Origin of the sequence: Pedobacter kyonggii, assembly GCF_004310665.1 — a bacterium.
GTDB lineage: Bacteria > Bacteroidota > Bacteroidia > Sphingobacteriales > Sphingobacteriaceae > Pedobacter > Pedobacter kyonggii.
Window position 1 is genome coordinate 16,364 of record NZ_SIXF01000018.1, and the last position, 13,154, is coordinate 29,517.

Below are 13,154 nucleotides of genomic sequence, written 5' to 3' on the forward strand. Positions count from 1 at the left end.
AATATTTTATTGGTAACTTGATTGGCATTTTTCTCACATCTCACATCTAAAGATAATACTTCTTCCCATCTGTTTTAATCTTACCAGCATCTAATAATTCTCTTATGGCATCAATCCTTTCGGCTTCGCCCCCATTTTTAATGTTTGTAACCAGATCATCAAGACTTAAAGGCTGTTGTTGCAGTAATGAAACGATTTCAAATTCAATTTCCTCTTCCATCTGGTTCTGGTTTTCGGCTCTTTTTTCAGCCAGACAAACATCGCATACCCCACATTTTGTAGCATGATGTTCGTCGAAATAATGAAGTAGCTGAATACTCCTGCATAAATTTGATGAAGCGTAAGCTACCACTGCATTAATCTGTTTGTGTAGGATTTCCTTTCTCAGTTCGAGGTATTTCACATCCAGATCGAAATGGTCCATATCTACCCTCGACCTAATGTATTGCAATTGCGGCTGATCGGTTTGCTGAGTGTAAGTAAGTAACTCGATGGCCTGCAATTTATTAAGCAATGCGATAATTTCTTTATACGACAATCCTGTTTTCTTGGCTAAATCAGCCTCATTAATCTTAACAAAACCATCGAAAGCGCCACCATGCGAGCGAAGGATGGTTTTTATAATACCATCGTAAGCTTTATTTTCAATCTGAAATCGGTAAATGTCTTCATGACTGGCGATAAACATCATCCTCGAAGGAAGAAAAACACTTTCTGATAAAGTAAGATAACCGTCATGTTCTAAAAACTTCAATGCAGAAATTGTTTTTAAAACACTAATATTAAACTGTTTACAGAAATCAGCTATATCAAAAGTAAAAGTTAAACTTTCGCCTGCACCAAATGCCAATTGAAAATAATTGCCGAGGTAGTGATAGGTTTTTCTGATCTCATCTGGAGTAGGAAAACTATCGAGATACCTGGATTCTAAGCCTAGAACATCAGATTGATTAGCTAGAAGAACAGCGTAACTCCGTTTTTCATCGCGCCCTGCCCTGCCAGCTTCCTGGTAATAGGCCTCTAAGCTTTCGGGTAAATCTAAATGCACCACAAAACGAACGTCTGCCTTATCAATTCCCATCCCGAAAGCATTTGTAGCCACCATAATCCGGGTTTTGTTATTTTTCCACTCTTCTTGTTTTAAGAAACGTACATCACGTTCTAATCCTGCATGGTAAAAATCGGCTTTAATCTGATTCCTGTTGATAAAATTAGCAACCTCGGCAGTTTCTCTACGGTTACGTACATAAACCAAACCTGTACCTTTTACCTTCTGGCAAATATCGATCAGCTTTTTATACTTATCTTCTTGGCCGAAAACCACGTAGCTTAAATTATCCCTGGCAAAACTTTTAACAAAAACCTGTGGGTCTTTCATTTCAAGCTTCTCTACAATATCTTTTCGCACAAACTCAGTAGCCGTTGCAGTAAGTGCCAAAACCGGAACATCTGGAAGGATTTCGCGGAGTTTGGCGATCTGTTGGTATGGCGGACGAAAATCGTAACCCCACTGCGAAATGCAATGCGCTTCATCTACAGCAATTAAATTTACATTCATGTACGAAATGCGAACCCGTACTAAATCAGACAACAAACGCTCCGGAGATAAATAGAGGAACTTGATTTTTCCGTAAATACAGTTATCCAGTAAGATATCAATTTCACGTTTGCCCATCCCCGCATAAATGGCAATGGCTTCAATCCCTTTCGATTTCAGGTTTTCTACCTGATCCTTCATCAGGGCAATTAACGGCGAAACGACAATGCAAATCCCCTCTTTAACCAAAGCAGGAACCTGAAAACAGATCGATTTACCACCCCCTGTAGGCAACAATGCTAAACTGTCTTTTCCTTCCAGAACAGAGGAAATAATATCTTCCTGTAAAGGCCTAAAAGCTTGATGTCCCCAATATTTTTGTAAAATCTCTATTGCTGTCATAAATCGGCGGTATCAAAACTATAAAAAAGCTGTTGATATTGCTAAATTGCGCCACAATTAATCAAAAATTTGATGAAACATCTCTATTTCCTATCCGCTCTTTCCCTATTATTTTTTAGTTCAAACGCCCAAGAGAAAAAATGGGATATTGAAAAATACCAGGGCACCACAAAAAACTTTAACTTAAATACAGATGAAGGCACCTGGATGAACCTTGATGTAAGTGCTGACGGACAGGAAATTGCCTTTGATTTACTTGGCGATATTTACGTAATGCCGATTAGCGGTGGAGTTGCAAAACTAATTAGTGGTGGTATTGCCTGGGATGTTCAACCCCGTTTTAGTCCTAACGGAAAATACATTTCTTACACCAGTGATAAAAGTGGTGGAGATAATATATGGATTATGAACCGTGATGGTTCTGGCAAAAAACAGGTTACCAAAGAGAGTTTCAGGTTATTGAATAATGCCACCTGGATGCCAAATAGCGAATACCTAGTGGCCAGAAAACACTTTACTGCAAGCCGCTCCTTAGGTGCAGGCGAAATGTGGATGTATAGTATAAACGGTGGAGATGGCGTGCAGTTAACCAAACGTAAAAACGATCAACAGGATGCAGGTGAACCTAACGTTTCGCCAGATGGCAAATATGTTTATTTTAGTGAAGATGTAAGCCCAGGCCCTAATTTCGAATATAGTAAAGATCCTAACGGAACCATTTATGCCATCCGTCAACTGGATTTAACGACAGGAAAATTAACTACTTTGATCAATGAACAAGGTGGTGCCTGTCGCCCGCAGGTTTCTCCGGATGGAAATTTAATAGCTTTTGTAAAGCGTGTAAGGTTAAAATCTACTTTATATGTTCAGAACCTGAAGACTGGTGAAGAATGGCCGGTTAATGAAGATTTATCTCATGATCAGCAGGAAACCTGGGCCATTTTTGGCGTTTATCCAAATTTTGCCTGGACTCCAGATAGCAAAAGCATCGTTTTCTATGCAAAAGGAAAAATCAGAAAAATAGAAATTGGAACACTGATCAACAGCATTATTCCTTTTCAGGCGAATACGATTCAAACCGTACAGAAAGCATTACATTTTGAGCAACAGGTTTACAGTAATGAGTTTTCAGCCAAAATGTTAAGACAATTAACCACTTCGCCTGATGGAAAAATAATTATCTTTAATGCTGCAGGATACTTATACAAACAAGAATTGCCAGCAGGAACACCAGAAAGGTTAACCAATGGATTGGATTTCGAATTTGAACCTGCTTTTAGTCCCGATGGAAAATATGTGGTTTATACAACCTGGAGCGATGAATTACGAGGGGCAATAAAGCGTACGGATGTAAAATCGGGAAAAACCATTATGCTAACTGATGAAAAAGGTTTTTATTATTCTCCTCAATACTCAACAAAAGGCGATAAAATCGTTTTCAGAAAAGGAAGTGGAAACGATGTTTTAGGTTACAATTATGGCCGTGGCGCAGGTATCTTTATGATGCCAGCCAATGGAGGCGCTAAAACGCTGATTTTAGATAATGGAATCCGCCCACAATTTAACAATACCGATACCCGCATTTATTTCCAGAGTTATGCAGACGGCAAAAAAGCATTAAAAAGTATCGATTTAAACGGAGCGAACGAAAGAACACACTTTACTTCTCAATATGCCAATCAGTTTGTTATCAGCCCGGATAATAAATGGCTGGCATTTAGCGAATTATTTAACGTTTACATTACGCCGATGATCAATATTGGCACGGCACAGGATGCATCGGCAGGTAATAAAGCCATTCCGGTTACAAAGGTGACTACCGATGGCGGAACATATATTCAATGGAGCGCCGACAGTAAAAGCTTGCATTGGACGTTAGGGCCAAAATATTTTACCGTTGATGTAAATAATGCTTTCAACTTTGATGGAACTACACCTAAAACCGAAGCATCTTCCATCGACATCAATTTAGTCTTAAAATCTGATATCCCAACCGGAATAGTGGCGTTGAAAGGCGCAAGGATTATCTCGATGAAAGGCGACGAAGTAATTGAAAACGGTACCATTATTACCGATGGAAATAAAATTACTGCAATAGGGAAAGCAGATGCAGTAAGCATTCCGACCAACGCCAAAGTAATTGATGTAAACGGCAAAACCATTATGCCAGGCATCGTTGATGTTCATGCGCATTTACGCACCAGTCCGGATGGAATAACACCACAGAACGATTGGAGTTATATGGCCAATCTGGCTTTTGGTGTAACCACTTCGCACGATCCATCAAGCAATACCGAAATGGTTTTTAGCCAGAGCGAAATGCTTAAAGCTGGCAGAATGGTTGGTCCAAGGGTTTATTCAACAGGATCTATTTTATATGGAGCTGACGGAGATTTTAAAGTTGTAATTAATAGTTTAGATGATGCTTTGGCTAACCTGCGCAGGTTAAAAGCAGTTGGCGCATTTTCAGTAAAATCGTATAATCAACCACGTAGAGAGCAGCGTCAACAGATTTTAGAAGCAGCCCGACAGCTGAATATGGAAGTTGTACCTGAAGGTGGTTCTACTTTTTTCACTAACATGAATATGGTTGCCGATGGGCATACCGGAATAGAACATAGTATTCCTGTTATACCGGTATATAAAGATGTTACCACGCTTTGGAACAATACCGATGTGGCTTATACACCTACTTTAATTGTGGCTTACGGTGGCCAATGGGGCGAAAATTACTGGTACGACAGAACCAATGTTTGGGAGAACGAAAAATTGATGACTTATACCCCACGCTCGATTATTGATGCGAGGGCCAGACGGAGAACAACTTCTGAATACAGCGACTATAATCATATCGACATTGCCAAGGCTGCTAAACAGATTGCAGATGGTGGTTCAAAGATTAATCTTGGCGCACACGGGCAGATCCAGGGGTTAGGTGCACATTGGGAACTTTGGATGTTTGTTCAGGGCGGTTTTACGCCAATGCAAGCCATCAGGGCCGCAACATTAAACGGTGCAAGTTATTTGGGTATGAACAAAGAAATTGGCTCACTAGAAGTTGGAAAACTGGCTGATATGGTGATCATGGACGCCAATCCTTTAGATGATATCCGCAATTCGGAGAAAATTAAATATGTGATGATTAATGGTAGACTCTACGATAGTGCTACTTTAAATGAAGTAGGAACCAGAGAAAAACTTAGAGGTAAATTGTGGTTCGAGAATATCAGAGGAAATGGTTATATTATTCCAAACGGAGAATCAGAAACCTGGACTTTTACCGTTCCGCACTGTGATTAAACTATTGTAGCGTAATTGTTAAAACCATTTTTGACCACGTAAGATATATGAGGAAATATAAGCTTAAATGTTCTTACATTCCTCATATAGTCAAAAACAAGAATAGATACAATATTGAACTTGGCAGATAATTTAACGCTATGAAATACTGTTTTACTTTAGTATTGCTTATTTTGTTTTTCAGTATATCAAAGGCTCAATACCTTTATCATCAATTGAAAGAAAAACATCCTATTTCCAACATCAGAAAAGACATCGATCAATTATACACCGATTTAAAAAAGCATCACCTTAATCTTTATCAATATATCAAAAAAGGTGAATTGGATTTTAAGATTGATAGCCTTAAATCATCAATAAATAAACCTTTAACATCAGCGGATTTATATCTTCAATTATTACCGATTTTAAGTAAAATTGGAGATGGGCATTTAAAGATTGATTTTTTTGAACCCACACAGGTAACTGAGAAGGATTATCTGCAATACGGCAAGCCCTACTCCTCACCATTTGAACAATTGAGCTTGAAATTTATAGCAGATAAAATCTTCCTGACAGAAAATAGGAGCTTAAACACAAATCTAGGCGCTAGATCAGAAATCGTTAGCATCAATAATATTAAAGCAGTAGATATTATTAAAACTGCTTTACAAAATTCTTTTTCAGATGGTTATAACAACACATTCAAATATTACTTTTTGAATTATGGAAATCTGGACAATGTTTGGCGCATTTTTAAAAATAAGGACAGCCTGAAAATGGTGTTTCAAAATGGCGATCATATCGATAGTGCCTATCTGGTTGGTAAACCATATAATATCAAAAACGCATTACAATCCAGTAAACAGCAAACAAACAATAAATCTCAATTTTTGAGCTATAAAAAACTGGATACTCATACAGCATATTTAAAAGTGAATACTTTTACAGCTAAGATGGAACAGTATGATGTTGACCTATTTAATAACACGTTATCTAAAACTCAAAATTTAATCCTTGATTTAAGGAACAATATAGGAGGGAATATTTTTTTAATGTGCCATTTCTTAAAATTCTTCATTAATAAACCCATTAAGCCTATTGAATTTCCACAGGAATTGATTAAAGGGATGTTATTACCTACATTGGATAGCAACAGAAAAAAGCAAATCAATTATGTTAAGGAATTTAATCAAAACGCTTATGGAAACCTGATTCCTTTTAACAATGCTTATAAAAACAAGCTGTATATTTTAATAAATGGCGGAACATTTTCAGCAGCCAGTATATTTGCCAACACGCTGGCCTTATCACAAAGAGGGGTCTTAATTGGCGAAGAAACCGGGAGTGGGAGAAATAATATTAATGCAGGCACTTATTTTAACGGGAAATTAAAAAACACAGGAATTACTTACAGTATAGGTCTTATACCGTTTAATTTACCACTTCCATCTACCACAATTGGTCGTGGGGTAATGCCCGATGTAAAAATTAAATATACATTAGCCGATTATTTAGCAAAAAAAGACCTTGAAATAGATTGGGTATTAAATGATATTGAAAAGAATAAATAGTCTTAAAAGCACAGAACATGAAACCGAATAAACTCTATAATACCGCTTCTGTTGTATTCTTAGTGCTCAGTGCGCTCGTTTTTTCATACAGCGGGTATTATATTGTGGGTAACGGTAATGAAAGATCGGAAATCTATTGTTTCGTGGTTATTACTGATCTTAAATTCGATTATATTAATCTGCATCATTTATTTCCTGACGCATTTTAAAATGAAAATGTAGTAGTCTATGCTTTAATTTATGATTTGTTCTTAAAGTTCTTTCTAAACTTTTTTATAAGCGGTCCTCACCCTGAATTCATTTCAGGGTCTTAATAGCTAGAAAGATGCTGAAATAAATTCAGCATGACGATCGAATTAGACAAACCAGCTAAAAAAAGCAGTATAGCGCAGGTACAATAAGCAAAAATTATAGCACCAACAAACCGTATTCTCTAAGCATATTGATAGGTTTAGAATACCAGAACAGCTCAAAGTTTTCCATTTCTTGTTCAAAATCGGTTTTAACCTCTTGAAAAGTGTAAACTTTTTCGTTTGAGATAGAAACTTTATTTAAAACAGCAGTGAGCCATTCACCTTCCTTTTTATTGGTCTGCACAGTAAAAGTCTCTTTTTTATCGTGAAAAGTTAATGATGCCATTTCCCAGGTATTACCCTTTTTCGATTTGGTAAAATACTCGGTAGAGGGCTTTCCTCCTATCCAAACTACTTTTGCGGTAGGTTTTGTATTAAACTGATCTCCATCATTTAAAGCCTTTTCAATAAAATCTGCGGGAATTTTCGTTCTTGGAATTTTAAAATCGAACCAATCTTGCAGTTCGTAATCAAAACAGATGCCATGCATAAAATTGAACAGCGATTTTTTCAATCCAAAGCTAAATTTATTATGATCAATGCCTGTTTTATCCGTGTAATTGATATCGTTATTGGCAAAAGTACCAATCACTTCAGTGTCTTTTACCACGCCAAACTTTTCCGGGTACATGCCTACCGGACTATGTGCCGTCATGGCAAACTGATGCCAAAAGCCTGACTGTAATACCCCAACCTCAAACAACTGACGTACCATCTCCAAACTGTCGATCGTTTCCTGTACTGTTTGTGTGGGGTAACCATACATTAAATAAGCATGCACCATAATCCCCGCTTCGGTAAAATTACGCGTAACCTTAGCCACCTGCTCTACGGTTACCCCTTTATCGATCAGTTTCAATAAACGATCGGATGCCACCTCTAATCCACCCGAAACGGCAATACAGCCAGAGGCCTTTAACAATAAACATAGGTCTTGAGTGAAACTTTTTTCAAAACGGATATTTGTCCACCAGGTAACCGCTAACTTTCTTCTGATGATTTCTAAAGCTACCTCACGCATTAATGCAGGTGGTGCAGCCTCATCAACAAAGTGAAAGCCATTTTGCCCGGTCTTTTCATATAGATCTTCAATCCGATCTACAATCAATTTGGCGGCAACAGGTTCGTAAACTTTAATATAATCAAGCGAAATATCGCAGAACGTACATTTACCCCAATAACAACCATGCGCCATGGTGAGTTTATTCCATCGCCCATCACTCCACATGCGGTGCATCGGGTTAACGATTTCAATTACTGAAATATACTTGTCTAATAATAACCCTGTATAATCTGGTGTGCCTACATTAGCCTGCTTATAATCATTTTTGAAGGCATCGTTACGGTAAACCACCTTGCCGTTTTCTAGCAGGAAAGTCCTTTTATAAAAATGGGCTTCAGCCGGAACAGGGTGTGTAATATTTTGATATAAAAGTTCAATTGGTAATTCGCCGTCATCTAAGGTAATGTAATCGAAGAACTCAAAAACCCTTGCATCCGATAATGATCTTAATTCTGTATTCGGGAAACCCCCACCCATAGAAATTTTAATTTCAGGATGATTGGCCTTGATCCATTGTGCACAGCGGAAAGCACTATATAAATTGCCCGGAAAAGGAACAGAAATCAGAAATAATTTAGGTAGAACGGTTTCAATTTTCTCTTTTAAAACCGAAATCAGGATATGATCAATATAGGTTGGTTCTTTAAGCAAGGCATTGTACAGTTCATCAAAGGAATTAGCGCTTCTGCCTAAACGTTCTGCATAACGGCTAAAACCAAAATTTTCATCAACACACTCTACTATGTAATCAGATATATCTTCAAGATAAAGTGTAGCCAAATGTTTCGCTTTATCCTGCGTACCCATTGCGCCAAAAGCCCAATCTAACTCTTCTAAAGTTGCAAAACGCGAAGCCTGGGGAAGAAAATCATCGCTACAGATCTGCAAAGCCAAAGTTGGATTTTTACCCTGTAGAAACGCAATTACCGCATCGATGGTTTTTAAATATTCGTCTTGCAATGCAAAAATACGCTTAGCATTATCGCTTTTTGGATTTGGATCATCAACACTTAAACTTCGTTCAGTGTGACTGAATAAATCTTGCAGCCCTTTTTTAGAGAACAGCTGTAAAATTACTTCAATACCTAAATCGGCCTGTGCAGCGCTAATATTTTTAGTATTCAGAAAACCTTTTATATACGCCGTCGCTGGATATGGGGTATTCAGTTGGGTAAATGGCGGCGTAATGGCAAATATTTCGGTTTTCAAAGGGAATTGTTTTTGTGCAAAAGTAAGGGATTTTTTAATAGCGTCGTCACCCTGTCCAGATTTTACAGCGGGATCAGGGTCTATTTTGAAGAAATGATGCTGACCACGTAGTAGATTCTAGGTAATTGAAAATACTATTTCTGCTCGTAAAATAAATCCGATAACTATCGGATCAGCAAGAAGTGCCCCCTTCGAAAATGAAACTATTAAACTAAAATACCGATTCAAACGTTTTAACCTTACATCAACACGTTTTCTACCTGAATGAAAGTTTTCTGTTTTTACATCCTGATGCTCTGTGCGCAAATCAGTTTTGCACAAAAAACATTTGTATTCCCTAAAATCAAATCACAAGGAGCTTCCGCTGAGCAATTTACTCCTGCTAACTGGACTATTATTGATCAGGTTTATGGCGATCTAAACAATGATGCTTCAGATGATTTAGCAGTAGTTTTTGAGTTTAACAGATCGATTGATGAAACCCGTGTTTATGGAGACAATACTACAGATATCATTAAAGAAACCCAAAAACCAAGAATATTGGCCATATTTTTTAAAGATAAATCAACAGGTAATTATAGTTTATCTACTCAAAACAACGATTTTATTCTACGTTCCGAAGAAGGTGGTAAATTGGGTGATCCGTTACAACAGATTGCCATTAAAGACCAACAACTCTACCTTCGTTTCCAGGGTGGCTCAGAGTGGCGCTGGGAACTGGGGTATACTTTTAAATTCGAAAATAAAGATTGGTTTTTAACGAGTGCGATAAATCTCTACTTTAACCAGAACAGCGGCGATATGACCGAAAGGGTTTACGATTTCAAAACCCGCGAATTATTTACTACCATAGGTAATCTACACCGAAGGGATATTGCAAATCGAAAAACAAGCGAAGTTTTATATTTTTCGCAGCTCAGAACTTTCAAAACCTTTAAAAAACCATGGGCATGGGAAATTATGCCAAATGTTTATCTGTAGATCCAAACCTATCAGGTTTTCGAAACCTGATAGGTTTGATTGTATTATTTTTCTTTCCAAGAAGCCGTCACTTTGTTAAATAAACCTGATAAAGTGAGCCTGGAGCGAGGAACGAGTGAGGACTTGGAACGATAGCAGGGCTGCACTTTCCGAAGTACTACAGCCGCTCATTTTCAAAATAATATTGATCAACTAAGAACACATAAGTATTTCCAGTTGTTTTTATTGAGGTATATGCCATCTAAAAGCCTAAGAGGCTTAGACAGACCTTGAAATAAATTACCTTCTGTGAACTCGCTTAAGGCTTGGTTTACTTCGTAGCTTTCCGCTTTGCTACAGGTCAGGGTGACGGATATTATAAATTCTGCGCAATTACAAAACCGCTAGCCCAGGCCCATTGAAAATTATAGCCTCCTAACCAGCCCGTAACATCTAAACATTCGCCACCAAAAAAAAGATTCGGAATCCTTTTGCACTCCAAAGTCTTAGAAGATATTTCGTTGGTATCAATCCCCCCCCGCATTACTTCGGCCTTATCATAACCTTTATCACCTGCAGGTTTAACCTTAAAGTGATGAATGGTTTGCTCAATTAAATCAATTTCTGATTTTGTTAATGCTGCAACAGGTTTGCTTAAGGGTAAAAACTTACCTAAAGCATCGGTGAACTTTTTTGTGTAAATCCGGTTTAACAAGGTCGACAATAAAGTTTTACCGTTATTTTTCCTTTCTTCATCTAATATTGCAACTATATTTTGATGCGGCAACAGATTCAGATTAATTGTTTCACCTCGTCTCCAAAAAGAGGAAATCTGCAAAATGGCAGGCCCGCTTAATCCCCAGTGGGTAAAAAGGATATTTTCTTCGAACGAAATCTCATCATTGCTTACTTCGCAAAAAACAGAATTTCCAGAAAGCTGCGCAAACCATTCTTCGTCCTTACCAGTTATGGTTAAAGGAACCAAAGCAGGAGCCGTTTCAATAATTTTTAACTCGTGTTTTCTCGCAAAGCGTAAGGCAAAATCGGTAGCACCCATTTTGGGAATGGGTAAACCTCCAGTGGCAATAACCAGCTTTTCGGCAGTTAAAACTACAGTTTTACCATTTTTCTCGTAACTCACTTTAAAACCTTCTGGCGATATTTCAATATCTTTTACATCTGCATTACACCTAATTTCTTGCCCGAAATCTTCGCAAACGGATGTAAAAACCTCAACAACATCTTTCGCATTTTTATCATCAGGAAATAATTGGCCTAAAGTTTTTTCTTTGCCTGTTATACCATAGGTTTCAAAAAAACTAATGGTATCGTCAACTGTCCACTGCGTGAAAGCAGATTTGATAAAATGTGGGTTTGCTGATATAAACTGCTCAGCTGATGCAAATTGGTTCGTATAATTACAGCGGCCACCACCAGAAATTAAAATTTTGGCACCGGGTTTTTCATTTTTTTCGAGCACAATTACTTTTTTACCCCGATAGCCTGCCTGCACCGCACACATCAATCCGCAAGCACCTGCACCAATAATTATTGCATCAGCATTCATCAATAAAATTTATTATGGTTACTTTTGCACAAAAGTAGCATTATTTTCAAGCGCATGGCAAAACAGATTAGCGAATTAAAATTAGGTATTTTAGGTGGCGGACAATTGGGCAGAATGCTCATTCAACAAGCAATCAATTACAATGTAACCACATTAGTTTTAGACCCAGATCCTGATGCCCCTTGCAAACACATCTCTAATTACTTCGAAAATGGCTCAATTACCGATTTTGACACCGTTTATAACTTTGGAAAGAAAGCCGATATCATTACCATTGAAATTGAAAAGGTAAATATCGACGCACTTGAGCAGCTTGAAAAAGAAGGTAAAAAGGTATTCCCACAATCGAGGGTGATCCGTTTAATTCAGGATAAAGGCGTACAAAAACAGTTTTTTAAAGAAAACGATATCCCAACCTCTCCTTTTCAGATTGTAAATACGAAGGAAGATATGGAAAACAGTAGTATCCCTTTTCCATATATTTTAAAACTGCGTAAAGATGGTTACGATGGCAAAGGTGTGATGAAAATCAATAGTGCAGCCGATCTGGCCAAAGCCTTCGATGCACCTTGTATTATTGAAAAACTGGTCGATTTTGAAAAAGAAGTTGCCGTAATTGTTGCCCGTAATGCCAATGGCGATATGAAAACTTTCCCGATGGTAGAAATGGAATTTAATCCAGAGGCCAATTTGGTTGAGTTTTTAATTTCCCCATCTACTTTTGCCGAAAGCTTACAACAAAAAGCAGAAAACATTGCTAAAAATATTGCCTCAGCAATGAACATCACCGGGATTTTAGCGGTAGAAATGTTTATTTGCAAAGATGGAGAGTTGCTGGTTAACGAGGTGGCCCCTCGTCCGCACAATAGCGGTCACCAAACTATTGAAGGCAATTATGTTTCTCAGTTCGAACAACATTTACGTTCTATTTATAATTTGCCACTTGGCGATACCACAAGTATTACCAATGCCATTATGATTAATCTACTTGGTGAAAAAGGCTTCGAAGGTGTAGCTAAATATGAAAATCTGGAAAAAATACTAGCGATTGATGGTGTTTTCGTTCACCTATATGGCAAGAAATACACAAAACCTTTCCGCAAGATGGGCCATGTAACCATTGTAGATATCGATAGAGAAAAAGCCATCGAAAAAGCACGCTTTGTACAAAAGACACTAAAAGTAATTGCATAGCCTTCTTAGCCACCTG

At 37.7% G+C, this 13,154-nt stretch carries 8 protein-coding genes; 5 read left to right on the top strand and 3 right to left on the bottom strand.

Features of this window, described 5'->3' with window-relative positions; all coding sequences use genetic code 11:
- Positions 1 to 46: 46 nt before the first annotated feature.
- A complete protein-coding gene (locus EYS08_RS16865; protein WP_131031130.1) occupies positions 47 to 1,939 on the bottom strand; it encodes a RecQ family ATP-dependent DNA helicase in 1,893 nt (630 codons plus the stop codon).
- Positions 1,940 to 2,011: 72 nt separating this feature from the next.
- Between EYS08_RS16865 and EYS08_RS16870 the strand changes: the two genes are divergently transcribed.
- The 3 genes from EYS08_RS16870 (at position 2,012) to EYS08_RS16880 (ending at position 7,001) form a co-directional block, all read left to right on the top strand.
- Positions 2,012 to 5,239 (top strand): amidohydrolase family protein, encoded by a 3,228-nt coding sequence (locus tag EYS08_RS16870; RefSeq protein WP_165456491.1) that lies wholly within the window; start codon positions 2,012 to 2,014, stop codon positions 5,237 to 5,239.
- 140 nt (positions 5,240 to 5,379) lie between these two features.
- Positions 5,380 to 6,792: a S41 family peptidase gene (locus tag EYS08_RS16875; RefSeq protein ID WP_131031131.1), complete on the top strand. Its 1,413-nt coding sequence runs from the start codon at positions 5,380 to 5,382 to the stop codon at positions 6,790 to 6,792.
- A gap of 17 nt (positions 6,793 to 6,809) precedes the next feature.
- The gene (locus EYS08_RS16880; RefSeq protein WP_131031132.1) at positions 6,810 to 7,001 is read left to right on the top strand and encodes a hypothetical protein; all 192 of its coding nucleotides are present in this window, start codon (positions 6,810 to 6,812) and stop codon (positions 6,999 to 7,001) included.
- Between the two features lie 199 nt (positions 7,002 to 7,200).
- Here EYS08_RS16880 and EYS08_RS16885 read toward each other — a convergent pair whose 3' ends face one another.
- Complete coding sequence (locus EYS08_RS16885) at positions 7,201 to 9,417, bottom strand: B12-binding domain-containing radical SAM protein (protein ID WP_131031133.1); 2,217 nt, start codon at positions 9,415 to 9,417, stop codon at positions 7,201 to 7,203.
- A 264-nt stretch (positions 9,418 to 9,681) separates the two neighbouring features.
- Between EYS08_RS16885 and EYS08_RS16890 the strand changes: the two genes are divergently transcribed.
- Positions 9,682 to 10,398: a hypothetical protein gene (locus tag EYS08_RS16890; RefSeq protein WP_131031134.1), complete on the top strand. Its 717-nt coding sequence runs from the start codon at positions 9,682 to 9,684 to the stop codon at positions 10,396 to 10,398.
- A 355-nt stretch (positions 10,399 to 10,753) separates the two neighbouring features.
- On the opposite strand, the gene EYS08_RS16895 is transcribed toward EYS08_RS16890, so the two are convergent.
- Positions 10,754 to 11,944 carry a BaiN/RdsA family NAD(P)/FAD-dependent oxidoreductase gene (locus tag EYS08_RS16895; RefSeq protein ID WP_131031135.1) on the bottom strand — a complete coding sequence of 397 codons (1,191 nt, stop codon included), beginning with the start codon at positions 11,942 to 11,944 and terminating at the stop codon, positions 10,754 to 10,756.
- A gap of 54 nt (positions 11,945 to 11,998) precedes the next feature.
- On the opposite strand from EYS08_RS16895, the gene EYS08_RS16900 reads away from it, so the two are divergent.
- Positions 11,999 to 13,138 carry a 5-(carboxyamino)imidazole ribonucleotide synthase gene (locus EYS08_RS16900; RefSeq protein WP_131031136.1) on the top strand — a complete coding sequence of 380 codons (1,140 nt, stop codon included), beginning with the start codon at positions 11,999 to 12,001 and terminating at the stop codon, positions 13,136 to 13,138.
- Positions 13,139 to 13,154: the final 16 nt, after the last annotated feature.